Below are 17,873 nucleotides of genomic sequence, written 5' to 3'. Positions count from 1 at the left end.
TGTTTCATACTAACTAAAAGGGGTGTTTCTATGAGTAGAAGAAGCAGCAGACGACTTTTAGTACCTGGAGCTCAGCAAGGTTTAGATGCTTTTAAAGTGGCGGTTATGCAGCGCGAGGGCTATTCAGTAAATCCTCTGAGGCCAGACGATGTTAAATATGAAGTGGCCAAGAGAATGGGAATTCCCTTGAATAATACAGGGGATAATGGTCATCTTTCGACTAAAAGTGCAGGGCAGGTCGGCGGGAGAATCGGCGGAACCATGGTACGTGAAATGATAAAGATAGCTAAAGAGCAATTAGCCGGCCAATCGAGATAGTGAGTTCACATCTACGTAGTATAAAAGCGCACCCTAGCTATTGCTGCTAGTGAGCGCTTTTATGTGTTGTTTTTTTAACCTTAGCTTACGATAAAAGCATCTACATCCGTATAGTAGTTGCTGGAGGAAGCGTTTTTGTCACTGCGCAGCTGTATTTTAATCGTATGTGAGCCGCTAGCTAAACCTGCAATTGAGAAAAGCGTTTGCTGCTTATCAAAGGTAGAAGAATAAGTATCTAAGGTTGAATTAAAGACACCATCGATATAAATGTCTACTTTTCCATGATCGTTGCTCCTTGCCCCAATCCATTGAATTCCTGTTCCAGTAAAGGTGTATTGGGCATAAGCTCCAGAAGTATTGGCATAATGCAAGGTGCTGTTATAGTATCCAGCTGTAGTTGTAGTACTCCAAGCTCCGGAATAAGTGATTCCAGCATTGTTATCATCTAACGTTGTCGCAGTAGCTCCTGGAACAGTAATGAATGCATCCACATCTGTGTAATAACCGCTGGAAGCCGCATTCTTATCGCTCCGCAGCTGAATTTTAATGGTGTGGGAGCCACTGCTTAAACCTGTTTTCGTATAAAGAATCTGCTGCTTATCGAAGGTTGCCGAGTACGTATCGATGGTTGCATCGAGGACACCATCCATATAAATGTCAGCTTTTCCATGATCGTTATTCTTCGCGCCCATCCATTTAACGCTTGTGCCTGTAAATCCATATTGAGCATAATTTCCGGATGCATTCGAATAATGCACGGAGCCGTTATAATAACCTCCCGATGGAATGCTGCCCCAAGTACCGGAGTAAGTAATCCCCGCATCACCATCATCCGTCGTAGTAGGAGATCCCGGATAAGGTCCAGGCAGCAAGCCAGGGGTAGTGGAATAGAGTGCCAATGACAATTTATCCAGATTAACATTACCGCTGTTTCCCGAATCGTACTTATAGGTTATTGTATTATTACCCGCTGTAAGCCAAGCAAACATCGTAAGCTCTGTCCAAGTAGCATAGACCTGCTGGGATTTCCCCAGCTTTAATGTATCTAATTTAACACCATTTACATAAAAACTAATACTCTGATAAGCACTCGTATTGTAGCGTATCTTGAGAATATGTGAGCCAGCAGTTGCCGCATTCACAGTAAATTCAGCTTTATCGCCTACACTATCAAAGCCTGTAACATATCCGCTTCCCGTATAGCCCGCTACACTGGTTGAAGTAGTTACGCCAGTTAAAGCAGATGAGGTTTCAGCTTCAAAGGATTGAACGGGATTCGTTGTGAAATATACGGGCAGCAGCTGCAGCCCATATGGACTTCTCCCTGATGTGGTTGCCCACATTTTCTTGCCGCCATTGCTGGTGAAGCTCTGCATAAGATAAGCCCATGTGAGGTTGTCGCCATTCTTATTATTTCCATTTTCTTCAAGAATGGTTGTCCACGGTCCCCAAGGGTTGGGAGCTTCGTGCATACGAATCGTGCTATCTATGGGTGGGCTCAACCAGCTATCACTTTTGAACGATGTCATAACATAGCGATCCAATCCGTAGTTGTAAACCATAGCCGTAGGTGAGTTCTTGCCGTCGTAGATTGATACTGCACTTGCCGCGCTTGAAGACCAAGTAGCTCCAGCACCGCCTGCATAATACTGAATCTTGGTTTTATCGAAAGTGGTTGTCCATGCTGATAAATCGGATCTTAAGATGCGGGCTAAATATAAATGATCATTGGCCTCATCTGGATTTGTTAAATATACATAGGTCTGAGCATTATCTATATTAGGAGCTGCACCACCCTGACCATATTTAACAAAATTAACCTCGCCCCAGCCGCTAGGGAAGGTGCTGGAAGCAGCATTATCGCCGGGCAAGGTGTTGGTTTGACCGCTAATATTAATCCAGGTTGCTCCGCCATCCGTTGATTTCAGCAAGCTCGGATTGCGGAATACCCAATTCCCAGGAACCTGGCTGCTATAACAAATGATATGGTATAAAGCGCCATCAACCTCATAAATGCTGGTGGAATAAGTGCTGCCAAGAAAAGAGCTGATATTCGAGCCCGATATGGTTGAAGGTGTGTCAGGTGATCCGTTAAATTGCGAGATGCGATCGTGTTGGGAGGTGTTGCTGCCACCCCAGCCATAACCATCATTATTTTGTAAGAAGGTGGTGCCGTTGGCTCGCCAGGTTGAATCCCAGGTATCTCCTTCATTTCCTCCAGGAACGACCGTTTGTCCAAAGCCAGCCATGGTAATGGGACTGCCTGCTGCTTGTGCTTGATCAGGGGTCTGTATTACAAATTGGAGAATGAACAATAATAAAGCTGTGAAGAAAATGCGGCTTCCATATCTTGCTGGTGTCATAATATATTCCTCCTATATTCATCTAGTTTTGATAGCGCTTACAGCTGTCGACTTTAAAGATCATACCATTGATTTACATGGTTGATAATCCAATAAGCTGTTCACTTAACTACACTATCCTGTCATTCGTTTCAATCAAAGGTATCGAATTTAATAATGCTTTCTTTGATTGTTTTACGATAGACACTAGGGGAGGTTTGGGTCGTTTTTCGAAAAATTTCATTAAAATAGTTCGCATTTTCATAGCCCACAAGCTTCGCAATTTCTGATATGGTCTTATTCGAGGAAAGCAGCAGCTTTTTAGCTTCGTCAATTCGGCGGGTAATTAAATAATTAATTGGAGAGTCGCCCGTTTCATTCTTAAATAAATGAGAGATATAATGCTGGCTCAAATGAAAGGTTTTGGCAATTTCTTTAAGTGTTACTTCCTTCATATAGTTCTCATTGATGTATTCCATGATGATTTGTCCTATGGAATACGTTTTATTAAGGGTATGCAGCTGATGAAGATGGTTAAGAATTCTCAGTATCAGAATAATTAAAGAGGTCAACAAATTATGGCAAACGGTTTGATAGCCGATGGCTTCATGCTTGCATTCGTTGAAAATTTCAGATAGATAATATTCGACTTTGTAGGAGTACTCGTTGTTTGATAGAATAGGCGGTATGGTTCTGGGGATTAAGTCGCCTTCTTTTAAACCATCAATGCTGATGTTTCCAATCATGCAATAATAAGTTTGCAAGGGATTAGCCGGATTTGAAAACTCTTCATGATTGACGCCTTTATTAAAAATAGCGATATCGCCCTTTTGTACATGATACCGTTGGTTATTAACGATGAATTCGCCTTCGCCTTCTGTAATAAAGATGACCTCACTATAATTATCATGCTTATGCGATGGAAAATAAAGATGGGGTTCATCTTGGATTTGCCCGCAACCAATCAGTATAGGAGGTTTCTTTAAATAAAAAATCGCGTGCTTGAATTCGGTAAAACTAATATTAGCCATCATATTCACCCCATTATCTATACTAATTCAACCTAATAGAAACAGCAATAGATTTAAGGTGTTAAATGAAAATAACAGGATACCTGTGATTTGTTGGCAATATAGTTAATTTTCATAATCGGATTTACCGAGTAAGATTAAGATATAAGCGAGATGAAAGCGCTTAAAAACAGATTTACTGGAGGGTCAATCAATGTTTAAATCAGCTAAGCGCAACGGATTGGTTTTATTGATAGTTATGTGTCTTATGGTGTTAACTGCCTGCGGCAGCGGGAATAAAGACGAAGCATCAGATGCGGCAAATCCGGACGCAACATCAACGAAAGCCCCAGATAGCGGCAAGAAGCAAACTTTAATTGTTTATGCACAAGATGATCAGAATGTATTTGGCGATGAGGCGAAAGCCGACCAGCTGTTTGGCGATTTCAAAAAGGAAAACAATGTGAATTTACAAATTGTATCGATCAAGTCCAGTGACTTCTTGCAAAAATTTACGATTTCAGCTCAAGGAAATGAACCCATGGATGTGCTTTTTACAAATGGGCAATTCATCCGCACCTTTTACTCTAAAGGCTTAATAGCTGATTTGACGAATGAGATTAAAGCACCTGCGGATCGTTTTAATCAAAGTGCATTAGATACTTATACTTATGGGGGCAAGCTATATGCATTGCCTTGGAGCGGAGCAACGACAAGCGCCTTATATTACAATAAATCGCTATTCGAAAAATATAATCTAAAGGTGCCGACTACCTTTGATGAGCTGACTGCTGTATCCAAAGAGTTCAATAAAAACGGAATTGCTCCCATTGCCTTTGGCGGTGGAGATAAGTTCATGTGGCCAATGTGGTATTTTGAAACCTTCGCTCAAGCTTCTGGAAATGATTCTGTTAATCGTACTTTTGCAGCTCTGCAGGGTAAAGCCAAGTTTACAGATCCTGATTTTGTTGAAGCGATGGAGGAGCTTGGGAAGTTTGGCAAAGACAAAATTCTCCAAGATGGTGTGAATGGAACCAATATGGATGCAGCCCGTGCGTTGTTCATTGCCGAGAAAGCGGCTATGTTCTATGGCGGCAGCTGGGAATTGGATGGCTTCAGCAAGGGTATCGCCGATAAACTGGATGTAGCCTTGTTCCCAACTGTTAAAGCTGGAACCAAGGTACAAATGACGGGAGCTGGCGGAGATGGTGTCGCTTTATATGCCAAGGTAGCCCCGGAGAAAAAAGACCTTGCTGTTAAATTAATTGAGTACTTTACTTCGGATGCCGTCCATCAAAAATATGTAGATATCAGTGGAATGGCGCTTCCTGCCAACAAGAACATACCTACTAAAGGCAATGCTGTAGTTGCTGCGCTTAAAGATAAGCATGTTCCTGTAACTGTAACTTTCTTAGACTGGTACTGGCCAAAGGAAATTACAGAGGAGTTCCAAATCGAAATTCAAGCAGTTGTCGGTCAAATGGTTTCGGCTAAGGACGCTATGGCTAAAATCCAAGCGGTATACGATAAAATAAAAGCAGGCGGCTATGATTTTGACAGCACTAAGTAAAGCAAGTCATCCGTAAGTAGATAGGAGGAGGGATGCGCAGATTGCATCCCCCCCTCTATTTATACAGATAGGAGGTAAGTGGAGTTGACCCAAAAAATAAGAAATACATTGACCGCTTATATATTATTGTTTCCGGCACTCCTTTTGTTTCTTGTTTTTGTATTGATTCCCTTTGCCTATGAATTTTGGATTTCTTTGCATCATTGGGATGGCTTTGGCGAGATGAAGTACATGGGTCTGCACAATTATTTAGCATTGTTGAAGGATGCGGAGTTTTATCTGGCTTTAAAACATAATATTTATTATGCCTTTGGAACTGTCATAGGCAAAGTTTTCTTTGCTCTAGTAATAGCACTTTTATTAAATGGGGCTTTTCGTGGGGTTGTCTTCTTTAGAACAGTATTTTTTATGCCGGCGGTGATGTCATTTGTTGCTATAGGTATCCTCTGGCAATGGATTTACAATCCAAGCTTTGGCATGCTTGATGCAGCGTTAACTCATTTAGGCATAACAAAAGTACCGATTCAGTGGCTAGGTCAAGCCAAGACAGCACTGCTTTCATTAATGATCGTCGATATTTGGCGATGGACGGGCTATCATATGGTGCTTTTTTTAGCGGGACTGCAGAATATTCCGCGGGATTTATATGAAGCTGCAGAGGTAGATGGAGCCTCTCCTAGGCAAAAACTATTTTATATTACGCTGCCTCAATTAAAAACCATCACTTTATTGAATATTACTATTTCCGCCATGGGAGCTTTCAACGTTTTTGATATCATTTACGTTATGACCGATGGGGGACCTTATAATTCGACAAACGTGCTGCTAACCTACATGTATAAGCAAACATTTGGAGCTTCGAATGATTTTGGCTATGGGACGACCATCGCATTTGCGCTGTTTCTAATCATTCTTGTCATAACTTTTATTCACCTTAGAATTATGGAAAAAGATCAGCGCGATTAAAGAGAGGTGAATCGTATTGAAAGCAAATCCCTTATATAAATTGCTGCGTATTCTCGTGCTTTTCATATTCTCGCTTACGATATTGTATCCGCTGCTCTGGATGCTTGGCGTTTCGTTGAAGGATCAGAAGGATATGTTTGCAAGACCATGGAGTATTGTTCCGCAAGAGTTTTTATGGTCTAATTTTTCGAAAGCTTGGACGGTTGGCAAAATCGGCAATGCGATGTGGAATACGGCATTTGTTACCGTGGTTACACTGCTGTTTATTGTGATTTTTTGCTATCTCGCTTCTTATGCGCTAGCCAGAATTGAATTTAGAGGTCGAAAGCTTATTTTGACGCTTTTTATTTCGACCATGCTGCTGCCGATCCAAATTATCCTGATCCCGCTTTATCGAATTGAGAAAATGTTGCATTTGCTTGATTCCTTATGGGGCTTAATTTTACCGTATATCGCTATAGGCCTGCCTATTTCGATTTTTCTAATGACTGCATTTTTAAGAGCCATTCCGTTTGAGTTGGAAGAAAGCGCAGGTATTGACGGCGCCAATCGGCTGCAGCTTATATACAAAATTATGCTGCCTTTATCGAGACCGGGTTTAGCGACTGTAATTATTCTACAATTTATGACGGTTTGGAATGAATTTCCGCTAGCTTTAATCGTTATCAATAATCCGCATTTGCGTACGATCACTTTAGCCTTAAGCAACTTTAAAGGCATGTGGGGCATGATGGATTTTAATAAATTATTTGCAGCGCTTGTTATTACAACTCTGCCTGTTATAGCGATGTTTATTGTTTTTCAGAAGCAGTTTATTAGCGGTCTTACCTCTGGGGCACTTAAAGGCTAAAGTGTTGAGAACTTATTATGAATTGAAAGGTTGAGCATCTGTGAATTATCGTCTAGAGAATGAATATATAGCCGTTGAATTTTCCCCTGAAACGGGAGCACTTAGCGGATTGTTAAATAAACAAAACGATTGGCAGGTTATTCGTCAGCCGAAGCTAGCAATGGGTATTCGCTTAACAGTACCGATTCCTAATCATAGAAACAATCGGATATTAAGCGAGAGGCAGAAGCTGTCCTCTTACTGGAATCTTGCACCGAATAAAGTGAAGCTGAAATGGGATAAGGTTGAAGGTGACAAGTCTGGAGTTATGGATATAAAGGTCCAATTAGTTGTTACTCTTGAAAAAGACCAAATCCATTTTGTTCTTGAAATAGATAATCAATCGCCTTACATTGTGGAAGAAGCGTGGGCTCCATGTCTAGGCGGTCTAAGAGAGCAAAAGGGCGAGCCGCATCTTAGCTCGATGTCGATTAATATGTGTGGTGGATTTCGCGAGGTCGCACATGGTCCCACATTTCCTAATCAACTGGGATACTGGGGAACGGATCATCCAAGCTTTCTAATGACTTATCCAGAGAGCAGTGTATTAACTCCATTTATTCTGTTGACTAATGGTTTGAATGGTATTTATCTAGGTCAGCACGATCAAGAACAGAATATTGTCAACTTTCTTCATGAGCTAAAGCCGGGTTATATCGATAGCAAACACAGCCGAGTAACCGAAGAGGATGAGATAGACGGGGTCCCGGCGGGTTATGTGATTAGTGCGATTCGCCTTCCGTTCATTCAACCAGGTGAGAGCATGACGTTGGCTCCAATGGTCATTCGGATGTACGAAGGTTCTTGGCATGAGGGATTGAAGCCTTATATGGATTGGCGGCAAACCTGGCACGCGCGGGGTCCGCTTCCTGAATGGGCAGAAGATATCGATTGTTGGATGACGCTGCACATTAACTCTCCGGAGGGCTGCTGCCAGCATTCCTATCTGGAGCTGATAGATATTGCTAGAGAAGCCAAAGAGCGTGGTGTTGGAGCGATTCAGCTGATAGGCTGGGCACGTGGAGGCCAGGATGGAGATGTGCCGTTCCATGACTTTGACCCGCGTTTGGGAACAGAGGAGGATTTAAAAACGGCTATTCGAGAAATGGAGCAGCTTGGGGTACGAGTGTTGTTAATGTGCAAATTTAAATGGGCGGATCGGACTACCTCCGAGTATACAGAGGAGATATTACCGCACACCATGAAGGATATGTATGGCGAGCCAGTTTATTTTCAAGGGTATGCTTATCAAACTATGACCCAACAGCTGGGTGGTGCTAGCCGTCGCACAGGGGCAACTTTATGTCATTTATCGGCTGATTATCGCAAGCTTGCGTTACGGGAGCTGCAAAAAATACTGGAGCTCGGCTCAAGTGGATTGCTTTATGACGAGTTAACGAGTGATGACCGCTTATTATGTTTTGATCCCTCACATAACCATCGTTATGGAGAGAATAATGTTAAGGGCTCTACACGTCTTGCTGAAGAATTCAACGAAGCCTGCATGCAGCACAATCCTCAGTTCTTGTTGGCTGGAGAGGGCGGCAACGATCATCTGTCCCAAATGTATCTGATTAATTATGTGAGGTCTAATGATTCATGGGCGGGCTGGGAGACTAATCATCGAGCTGCTTGGAAGTACATGGATCCCGAAATGAAAATGGCCACTTGCCTAACGGGTTGGGATGATCGGGAAATGGTTAATCAATGCCTAGCGTATGGATATATTATTAATTATGAGCCCTACAATTTTAAAGGTCGCTTAAGCGATTATCCACGCACCGTCGAGTATGGGCAGCAAGCACAGCAGCTTAGAAAAAAGCTAAAGGACTATTTATGGGATGGAACCTTTCAAGATACTATAGGTGCAAAAGTTGTAGCAAATCAGGAGCAGGAATTTCTGTATAGCGTTTTTATCAATAAGCAAAATGGTAAAAAAGCCGTAGTGCTGGCAAATCAAACTGTTGATATATTGGATGCTCTAGTTACACTTGTGGGTAAAGAGGCCACGTTCGAATTATATAGATTAGGTCAAAAAGAAGTCGAAGAAAGCCAAGGTATTGTTATTGTGCAGCCTAGATCTGTTATCGTTCTGGTAGAGAAGTAGAATTAAGGAAAATAGGAGGATATAGCCTATGAAAAAGACAGGTATTATTAACCATAGCATATCTGAAGTGATTGCCAGCATGGGACATTATCAGAAAATAGTCATTTGTGATGCAGGATTTCCGATTCCACCCCACGTGAAACGGATTGATGTATCACTGACACCTGGGATGCCTGCTTTTATGGATGTACTTAAGACAATATTGGTTGAGCTATGTGTGGAAGATGTGATTATTGCGGAAGAGACAGGCCTTTATTCACCTCAAAGGCTTGAAGAGATCACGACTCTATTTCCTGAGATTAATCCAACCTTTGTCCCGCATACGGAATTCAAGGAACAATCTAAAACAGCAATTGCCTGTATACGCAGCGGTGAAGTTACACCTTACTCTAATATTATCTTGGTTTCGGGCGTAACCTATTAATAAAATTAACTTTAGTGAAGCTAAGGATTATCTCGGCTTCACTTTTTTATGTTTATGAAAGGGTAAATGTTAAGTTTTATATACTAAGTGTATTTTGCTTATTGCGGCATTCGGTATTGTTAATACGCTTTTAGTTAATGTAATGGATAGAATGAAAGAGTTTGCCATGCTGCGGGCGATTGGAAATACCAGATGGCAGATTCGCAAGATGATTATTGGCGAAGGGTTGATTGTGGGCACTTCGGGGATATTGTTTGGGATAATTATGGGGCTGGGTTTGTCTTATTTATTCGCTATAGCAGGAATGAATTGTTATCTTTCAAATTGCATTTTATTACGCCATGGCGCACAATTGAATTAGCTGCTATTCTTGTCCTTTTGAATCAAGGTCCACATTATGGATATGAGATCAAAAAGGAATTTGATGAAATGGTGCAAGCGCAATGGCCATTAAATACGGGTCAAATTTATTCAACCATTGATCGGCTTGTTCGGGATGAGCTTGTGGATTCTCTGGGCAAGGATGATGCGGATCGCAAACAGTATGCCATTACCTCAAAAGGTGAGGATGAACTGCGCAGCTGGCTGCTGAAACCAGTGGAACGTTCGATGTTTCAGGATGAGTTTTATTTTAAGGTGCTCTGTGCTCGAAAAATGAACTTTGTGGACGAGCAAGAAATGATCACCCGACAAAGAGGACTCATCATGCAAAATATTATGGCACTTACTAAGCTGCGCCGCCAATTATATGAACAGAAAAACCGCAATATGCTTCTCATGATCGAAGGTTCTTTGCTTCATTTGGAAGCAGATCTCAAATGGTTAGAGATTATTGATAGTGAGAAATAAGCAAGGAGGCGAGATCTATCAAAAAGCGAATTTTAATTGTCGATGATGATCCTTCCATTGTTAAAATTATTAAATTGTATTTAACAAAAAACGGATATGAGGTTGCGGAAGTTTTTGATGGACAAGCCGCGTTGGAGCAAATTAAAACGGGGAATTTTGAATTGGCTGTGCTTGATTTAATGCTGCCTATTAAAGATGGATGGGCTGTATGTCGGGAGCTAAGAGAAATTCATAATTACACCCCAATTATTATGTTAACCGCGCGCGGTCAGGTCCATGAGCGAATTGAGGGCCTTCGTTTGGGAGCGGATGATTATTTAGTCAAGCCTTTTGATCCCAATGAGCTGTTAGCAAGAATTGATTCGGTGCTGCGCAGATCGGAAAGAAAAACAACTGAAGATAAGTCGCAGGAGTATGAAGATGAGCTAACGATTGGGAATTTGTCCTTACATATAGATGGGTTCTCAGTAACAGTAAATAGATTACCTATTTCAATAGCGCGGCGGGAGTATGAGCTACTTGCTTTTTTGGTTCGTCGTCCGGGAAAGGTATTCACTCGTGAAGAACTGATCTCTCAAATTTGGGGCTGGGATTTTAATGGTGAGGATCGGGTTGTGGATTTATACATCCAACGTATTCGGCGCAAATTAGGTGTCGGAGTGGGTTGGCAGCTGACAACCGTTTGGGGAATAGGTTATAAATTCGAGGTGATCTCATCTTAATGAACTCTATTTTTCGCAAATGGGCTGTTGCTTCTATTGCCATCACATTTTGTATAATTCTTATTCTTATCCTTAGTATTACTTGGTTAGTGCAGCGCGACTTTTACAAGCAAGGATTGGATCAATTAAAAAGTCATGCACAATCTGCCGAGCAATCTTTTGAGGAATATGAGCAGGGTAATCTATCTTTAGCGGAATTCCGTACAGGGTTAAAAAGAATAGAGAAGGATAACGATGTCAACATCAGCATTATTGGAAAAAAAGTTAACTTTCTTAAAAAAGAGCTTTTGGATATTGGTGTGCGTCCGGATGTGAGAAGCTGGGTTACCTCTGTAAATGAAGGCAATTCCGTCGAAAAAATCTCTACATTCCGAAAACAAGATAATGAAAAAATGCTCGTTGTCGGATTCCCTTTGCGGGTGGGAGATAAAGTTGTCGCCTCGGGATTCATTTATTCTCCGGTGGCTGATGTTAAGCTGCTTTCAGGGCCAATTCGCAAGAAAATTTGGTTGGTAGCACTAGCTTGTGTAGGACCATTGATGCTGTTATTGTGGGTTGCAGCACGCCGATTTGTGAAACCGATCCAGGAAATGAATGCGGCTGCTTCATCTGTAGCAGCTGGGGATTTTAGTCGTAGAGTAAAGGTGAAAGGTGATGACGAGGTAGCGCAGCTAGGTTCAGCTTTTAATATTATGGCAGAGCGAATGGAGCGGATTGAGGATCAAAGACGACAGTTGATAATGGAAATCACCCATGAATTACGCACGCCATTGACGACAATAAGAGCAACATTACAGGCTGTTTCCGATGGGATTCTTACAGCTTCAGAGCTGAATGAATTTATCACACTTTCACTTGAGGAATCGAAGCGTCTCGGGAGCTTAATCGATAATCTTCACGAGCTATCTGCTTTTGAGGAGCATCAGGTAAAATTTGATTTTAACAGGGTGGATTTGACCGAGCTTGTGGAGCAGACCGTAGTCCAATTTCAGCCTAAAGCTGAGCAGCTGGGGATATATTTGAATATGCATATGGATCAAAATAGACCCATTTATATAAATGGGGATTCGTTACGGATCAAGCAGGTGTTGATTAATTTAATTGGCAATTCGCTCGATCATAACAAGAGTGGAATCAGGGTGAATGTCAGCCTGCAAAGTCACTCTTATAAAGCAAGAATTATTGTTCAAGATAATGGACAAGGCATAGCTGCGGAGCACATGGCACATTTATTTGAAAGATTATACAAGGTGGAATCTAGCCGTTCGACTAGAGGATCGGGACTTGGGCTGACCATATCTCGTCATATTGTTAATGCTCACGGAGGAACGATTATCGCAAAATCAGAAGTAGGAAAAGGTACGGAATTTGAAGTTGAGCTGCCTTTGGTTCTCGCATGACAAACTTTTGATACAATTAAACGATATGCTTAACTTGTAAGTAAATAAGCCTATTGGAGGTAGATTACATGTTGAAAAAGAAGATGGCAGTGGCTGTCATGGCGCTTGCCCTATCGCTATCGGTGGTTCCCTCGGCATTCGCGGCAACGACTGGTACAACCGCGGAAAAAGCTGCTAAAAAGGAACAGCACCAGGTATGGAAAGACCAAACGGCGTCGCTTAAGGCACAGTTGGTTTCGCTGAGAACGGAGCAAAAGGCTTTAGCAGTACAAATTAAAACGCTGCAAGCTTCGAATAAGGCTGCGAAAAAGACCTTAACTAAGCAAGAAAAGACAGCTTTAAAGGTAACCCTTGCTAATTTAGCTCAACAAATCAAGGCGCAGCAGACTTCGATTGAAACGCAGCGTTCGCAAAAGCAGGCACTCTGGGTTCAGGTGAAAACGGCGAAAGCAGCCGGTAATGTTAGTTCAGGGTTAGCGGATCTGGAGCAAATTATTAGTTTGAAGCAGCAGATCATCCAGGAGAAAAACACAGTCTTAGCTTTGCAGCAAAGCTTACAAACTTTGCTGAATGGCAGTAATGCTTAAGGATTAATTGTTTTTGAAGTAAGCAGCCTTGTTAAGCGAGGCTGCTTTTGTTAAGTCTTTTGAGATCTGCTGTAAAGCTGAAAATCAGCTCTACAGCAGCGAAAAGAACGCTGGAATAAGCTGTAGAGCTGAAAATCAGCTCTACAGTAGAAAAAAGAGCGCTGGATCAAGCTGTAGAACTGAAAATCAGCTCTACAACAGTAAAAAGAGCGCTGGAACAAACTGTAAAGCTGAAAATCAGCTCTACAGCAGAAAAAAGAGCACTGGATCAAGCTGTAGAGCGGTAAAACCGCTTTACTCGCTCTGATTCGCCTTTGACCTGCGCTGTAGAGCGGTAAATCCGCTTTACTCGCTCTGATTCGCCTTTGACCTGCGCTGTAAAGCGGTAAAACCGCTTTATTCGCTCTGATTTGTCTTTGACCTGCGCTGTAAAGCGGTAAAACCGCTTTATTCGCTCTGATTTGTCTTTGACCTGCGCTGTAAAGCGGTAAAACCGCTTTATTCGCTCTGATTTGTCTTTGACCTGCGCTGTAAAGCGGTAAAACCGCTTTATTCGCTCTGATTCGCCTTTGACCTGCGCTGTAAAGCGGTAAAACCGCTTTATTCGCTCTGATTTGTCTTTGACCTGCGCTGTAGAGCGGTAAAACCGCTTTATTCGCTTTGTTCAGCCTTTGACCTGCGCTGTAAAGCTGAAAATCAGCTCTACAACAGGGACAAACATGTTGCTATTCCTGCAATATCGCCTTAAGAATAGCATCACTCAAGACACGATCAAACGCACCCCAAGTGATATCAACATTCCCGTAAGGATGGTTGACCATATTGCCTTTCAGCTCTGTAATGAAGTATTTGCCATAAAGGTGGAGTTGGTCGAAATATGCGTATCCTCCGACAAAAGCTACCTTGTATTCCGCAGCCAAACGGCGATAGAGCTCATGATACAAGCGGAAGTTTCGCTTAGCTCCAAGTGGAGTGAAATGAGGGTTCACGCCGTTGTTGGTGACAACCAAACACGCGGAGCCGGAATCCTTAATTCGCTCTAGAATGGTTCTTATATTCTTTTCTGTGATTTCAGGATCGCCGGAGCAAGCATCATTGATCAGATATTCAAGTATTATTAAATTTGGCTGAACATTAAGCACTTCATTCTCCAACCGGTGAATGCCGCGATTAGTCCCTTCTCCGCCAATAGCAACATTGGATGAATATAGGCGAGTATCGGGATATTTTGATCTTAAACAGCGCATCAGCTGATAAGTCCATAAACCTGAACGTGTGGTGCTTTCGCCAAAAAAAGCAATCCGCGCCGTTTTTGCTGAACTTAGGGAATGCTTAAAGCCGGTAAGATGCTCTAACTGCTCAAGCGGGATGCGATCTATAGGATTTGAGCCTGCTAGCAAATGCCTCATATCGAAAATCATTTCCGGAATGGCCTCAATCTCATACCGAATGGTAGTAGTCTCGTCTTCACCGCTAGGCTGCTCAATTTCCAGCTCTAAGCCCCAATCTACTTCACTCTCATAAGCGGTTTTCACCAATAACGGCAGCTTCTGGCCAAATTCAAAGGGTTTAGGCTCTGTCCAACGCAACGTCGAATTCGTGATAATCTTATTAGTTCCGTAGTCTTCTCCAGTTGCAGCGAGCTTTACATAGTTCATGCCATCGTCAAGGTCTTGGGCAATCTCAACATAATAAGTCCGTCGTACCATATCTTCATAACGACCATGGAGCAAGACTGGAGCATCAACCGCCCCACCCAATACACGGCTATTTCCTCCATAAATACAATCCTGCCCCCAGCCTGTAAAGATATGGGCAAGCACAAAGCCCTCTCTAACAGCTGGAGGCTCAGGAAGCAACAGCTCCCTCGATTCAGGTGCTTCGCTGTCTCCTTCAACTACACAAATCGTTCCATCCTCATGCAAAACAAGCGCATCGTAGCGGCATAGCCAGACGGAATAATCCAAGCTGAGCTCTTCTCCGGGGGCAATTTTCCCTAGAGGATGCCGTTTAATCGTTCCCCAATAGAAGTCATAAACATAATCTTGATCGGGAATATATTGAATTTCACGGTTTTTGGAATATACGTATAGGCTGTCTGGAACCATTCGTTAATAGGGTACACCGCCACTGCCGCGCATTTCCTCCCCATTCCAAAAGCTAGGTGAAGTCGTTCCTTCCCCGCGAATAGGATAGACATGCTGAGTAAACTGCTTCTGCCCGGCAATCCGCAATTTCACTTTAGATGCTTCCTTAACTTCAATTTTCTTACCTGAAAAAACCAGCTCACCAGGCTGAACAACAACCTCCATCGAGGGCGGGGAGGTAGCTGAAATGGAAAGTCCCGTATAGTTATTATTCATTTTTAGTATTCCTCCATTGTACGTTTTAACATAAGAAAGATAATTATTTTTCAGTATAAAGGATGTATGCTATATTTGCGAACGCTGGCATATTTTGGTAATAATTAGCGGGTGATTTAGAGGGGGAGCCGGTGTTTTCTTTGACCGCTCTACCTTCACAAATGATTTTGTTTAAGGTAATATAATCATAAAAATCAATGAGAGAGAGATGATCTACTATGAACATATTAGCGATTGGTGCGCATCCAGATGATATAGAGGTGTTTTGTGGAGGAACTTTATTGCAGTACAAACAACAAGGGCACAATATCTTTATTGCCCTGACTACAAGCGGGAATATTGGTTCCAACGAGTATAACAGCAGAGAGGAAATCGGTGCGGCGCGGGAATTAGAGCAGCTGGAGGCAGCTAAGATATTCGGAGCTGAAGTCAGATTTATGAGATTTGATGATCAGGGCTTGCAGGACACTCCTGAAACAAGACGAGCTGTAATCAACGCTATTCGTTGGGCGAATCCGGATGTTATTCTTGCCAATTATCCTGAGGATGCCAGCACCGATCATGCGGTTACAGGGAAAATTGTCAGCGAGGTCATGCTGTCTATTCCAGGTAAGCTTATTCCAGCAGATGAACCGCCTATTGCTAAGAATCCTTCGCTATTCTATTACGGTACGGCCGTGGGCATAGGCTTTACACCTGAAGTGTATGTGGACATTACCGATGTCTTTGATCAGAAGTTGGAAGCCTTAAAATTGCATAAAAGCCAGTTTGCCTGGATGGATGTCTATCAAACTCATGGGCTGTTAAGCATCGTGGAAATCACGGATAAATTTAGAGGACTGCAAGCTGGGTTTGTTTATGCTGAGGGCTTTAGAGCTTTCCGAATTCATGGATATATGCCGAATTTTAAATTGCTTCCTTAATTTTTTACAGGAGGATTTCCGATGAAACCAAGCTATTCCTGAGGTTTCAGGTATACAGACACAAAAAAAGGCTGGGAAACACCTTGTTAGGGGTGTCCCAGCCTATATTATTTTTACACACTGCCAATACGAATTAACTCAGCATCCCCAGGAGATAGCTGTAAAATATATTTGTTATCCTTCAGTTCTATTTCTGTCTCTGCTCCAGTGTTTTTATCGAATTGATAGACATGTTGCGAGCCTGTCAGCTCCAAAATAACCTCAGTAGGCGCTTTAAAGTCTTTGTTGGCAATTAAAATATAGTTTTCCGTAAAGTATCCAAGTGTATAATTGCCTCCGGATGCAACCTTTATAAGTTCATCCGCTTGGAAAAAGTTCACCTTGCTGGACTCGCGTTCCTCGCCAACATGATACACTTTCAGTGTTTTTTTATCAAAAAGCTTGTCCCCAAGAAGCTTTAATTGAGGATTAATACGCTTCATTTCTTGGTAATGCTCGGTTTCAACGCCATCATCGATAACAGCATTGCGGAAATTCCACACTGAATCAGGTGGTGGATTCCAATAGGTGAACCAACAAATCGATTTTGCACCATAAGCAAGGGCTTGAAATGCCTCCCAACGCAGCTCGGCTTCCGTAAGATCCCTATATGGGCCATGTGTTACCAGTAGCGCTATGAATATAAAAGGAAGATCGTATTGCAGTGATTTCTGTCTAATCAGCTCTATGTTCTCGAAATAGCCAGGTCTATTCTGACGCCGAATAGAAGCTTCATAAATTAACCTCTGTCTCTCATCCTTAATCTCCGTTTCCGATGTGATCTCAGCAGGTTTAAAAAAGTGATAATGATCGTAGCTGATTACAAACGGCTTTACTTCTTGGATAAAACGATCGACATACTCCTCGTAGGTGGCTGTATTCAGCTGGTTCGGACTTGCATAGTTAGGAAATAAATTAATATAAGCATGACGAGTGGGGTCAATTATCTTTAAGTAGCTCACAATCTCTGAAATTCTGGAGAAATCATCGGCACCTGGCTCATCTTTAATATCGTAGGCGTATAAAGCAGGGTAACCTTTATAATCTTCCACAACCTCATCTATTAATGCTTTCCAATTATCCGAATGGACAGCTTCATAGATTCTGTCGTCAGCCAGATAAGTCTTCAATCCATGCTTCTCGCAGAGATTCAAGAGTTTTAAATTGGACTCCTTGTTAAGAGCACCCTCATCTATTGGCCAGCTTGTATAATTAAAGCCCGCTGCTTTCATTTGGAGATACCTAAAGTCGTTTGTTTCATAGCTAGGGGGAGATACCCAAGGAAAGATTTGAAACTCATCCAGCATATACATCCTACTTTCGTTTATAGTCTATTTAATATCATATTACTTTCACTTGTTATT

General features: G+C 42.2%; 17 protein-coding genes. 12 read left to right on the top strand and 5 right to left on the bottom strand.

The features are described 5' to 3' along the window. Nucleotides 1-30: 30 nt before the first annotated feature. Nucleotides 31-318 (top strand): alpha/beta-type small acid-soluble spore protein, encoded by a 288-nt coding sequence (locus EHS13_RS35215; protein ID WP_155704880.1) that lies wholly within the window; start codon nt 31-33, stop codon nt 316-318. 80 nt (nt 319-398) lie between these two features. Here EHS13_RS35215 and EHS13_RS35210 read toward each other — a convergent pair whose 3' ends face one another. Both EHS13_RS35210 and EHS13_RS35205 read right to left on the bottom strand, forming a co-directional pair. Continuing rightward, a complete protein-coding gene (locus tag EHS13_RS35210; RefSeq protein WP_155704879.1) occupies nt 399-2,681 on the bottom strand; it encodes a CBM35 domain-containing protein in 2,283 nt (760 codons plus the stop codon). 131 nt (nt 2,682-2,812) lie between these two features. Beyond that, nucleotides 2,813-3,694: an AraC family transcriptional regulator gene (locus EHS13_RS35205; RefSeq protein ID WP_155704878.1), complete on the bottom strand. Its 882-nt coding sequence runs from the start codon at nt 3,692-3,694 to the stop codon at nt 2,813-2,815. Nucleotides 3,695-3,884: 190 nt separating this feature from the next. Between EHS13_RS35205 and EHS13_RS35200 the strand changes: the two genes are divergently transcribed. The 10 genes from EHS13_RS35200 to EHS13_RS35155 all read left to right on the top strand — a co-directional run bounded on the left by EHS13_RS35200 (nt 3,885) and on the right by EHS13_RS35155 (nt 13,184). After that, a complete protein-coding gene (locus EHS13_RS35200) occupies nt 3,885-5,240 on the top strand; it encodes an ABC transporter substrate-binding protein (protein ID WP_155704877.1) in 1,356 nt (451 codons plus the stop codon). A gap of 84 nt (nt 5,241-5,324) precedes the next feature. Continuing rightward, nucleotides 5,325-6,206 (top strand): carbohydrate ABC transporter permease, encoded by an 882-nt coding sequence (locus EHS13_RS35195; protein WP_155704876.1) that lies wholly within the window; start codon nt 5,325-5,327, stop codon nt 6,204-6,206. 16 nt (nt 6,207-6,222) lie between these two features. Next, nucleotides 6,223-7,056, top strand: a complete 834-nt coding sequence (locus EHS13_RS35190) for a carbohydrate ABC transporter permease (RefSeq protein ID WP_155704875.1) — start codon at nt 6,223-6,225, stop codon at nt 7,054-7,056. Nucleotides 7,057-7,096: 40 nt separating this feature from the next. Continuing rightward, entirely contained in the window at nt 7,097-9,202 is a 2,106-nt protein-coding gene (locus EHS13_RS35185) for a DUF6259 domain-containing protein (RefSeq protein WP_155704874.1), read from the top strand. 28 nt (nt 9,203-9,230) lie between these two features. Next, nucleotides 9,231-9,626: a D-ribose pyranase gene (rbsD, locus tag EHS13_RS35180; protein ID WP_155704873.1), complete on the top strand. Its 396-nt coding sequence runs from the start codon at nt 9,231-9,233 to the stop codon at nt 9,624-9,626. Nucleotides 9,627-9,768: 142 nt separating this feature from the next. Further along, nucleotides 9,769-9,987 (top strand): FtsX-like permease family protein, encoded by a 219-nt coding sequence (locus EHS13_RS37695; RefSeq protein WP_405083539.1) that lies wholly within the window; start codon nt 9,769-9,771, stop codon nt 9,985-9,987. Further along, the gene (locus tag EHS13_RS35170; RefSeq protein WP_227013711.1) at nt 9,936-10,475 is read left to right on the top strand and encodes a PadR family transcriptional regulator; all 540 of its coding nucleotides are present in this window, start codon (nt 9,936-9,938) and stop codon (nt 10,473-10,475) included. The genes EHS13_RS37695 and EHS13_RS35170 overlap by 52 nt, the downstream gene beginning before the upstream one ends. After that, a complete protein-coding gene (locus tag EHS13_RS35165; RefSeq protein ID WP_155704871.1) occupies nt 10,472-11,197 on the top strand; it encodes a response regulator transcription factor in 726 nt (241 codons plus the stop codon). Before EHS13_RS35170 ends, EHS13_RS35165 begins: the two co-directional genes overlap by 4 nt. Further along, nucleotides 11,197-12,597 (top strand): HAMP domain-containing sensor histidine kinase, encoded by a 1,401-nt coding sequence (locus EHS13_RS35160; RefSeq protein WP_155704870.1) that lies wholly within the window; start codon nt 11,197-11,199, stop codon nt 12,595-12,597. Before EHS13_RS35165 ends, EHS13_RS35160 begins: the two co-directional genes overlap by 1 nt. A gap of 68 nt (nt 12,598-12,665) precedes the next feature. Next, nucleotides 12,666-13,184 carry a hypothetical protein gene (locus EHS13_RS35155; RefSeq protein ID WP_155704869.1) on the top strand — a complete coding sequence of 173 codons (519 nt, stop codon included), beginning with the start codon at nt 12,666-12,668 and terminating at the stop codon, nt 13,182-13,184. Nucleotides 13,185-13,909: 725 nt separating this feature from the next. On the opposite strand, the gene EHS13_RS35150 is transcribed toward EHS13_RS35155, so the two are convergent. Beyond that, the gene (locus tag EHS13_RS35150; protein ID WP_155704868.1) at nt 13,910-15,292 is read right to left on the bottom strand and encodes an SGNH/GDSL hydrolase family protein; all 1,383 of its coding nucleotides are present in this window, start codon (nt 15,290-15,292) and stop codon (nt 13,910-13,912) included. Between the two features lie 3 nt (nt 15,293-15,295). Beyond that, nucleotides 15,296-15,547 carry a hypothetical protein gene (locus tag EHS13_RS35145; protein WP_155704867.1) on the bottom strand — a complete coding sequence of 84 codons (252 nt, stop codon included), beginning with the start codon at nt 15,545-15,547 and terminating at the stop codon, nt 15,296-15,298. Between the two features lie 218 nt (nt 15,548-15,765). Here EHS13_RS35145 and EHS13_RS35140 point away from each other — a divergent pair, with 218 nt between their 5' ends. Then, nucleotides 15,766-16,470 (top strand): PIG-L deacetylase family protein, encoded by a 705-nt coding sequence (locus EHS13_RS35140; RefSeq protein WP_155704866.1) that lies wholly within the window; start codon nt 15,766-15,768, stop codon nt 16,468-16,470. 113 nt (nt 16,471-16,583) lie between these two features. Here EHS13_RS35140 and EHS13_RS35135 read toward each other — a convergent pair whose 3' ends face one another. Next, complete coding sequence (locus EHS13_RS35135; RefSeq protein ID WP_155704865.1) at nt 16,584-17,816, bottom strand: glycoside hydrolase family 5 protein; 1,233 nt, start codon at nt 17,814-17,816, stop codon at nt 16,584-16,586. Nucleotides 17,817-17,873: the final 57 nt, after the last annotated feature.

Source organism: Paenibacillus psychroresistens, assembly GCF_009728935.1.
Lineage (GTDB): Bacteria > Bacillota > Bacilli > Paenibacillales > NBRC-103111 > Paenibacillus_AC > Paenibacillus_AC psychroresistens.
This window is presented reverse-complemented; position numbering and strand designations above follow the sequence as displayed.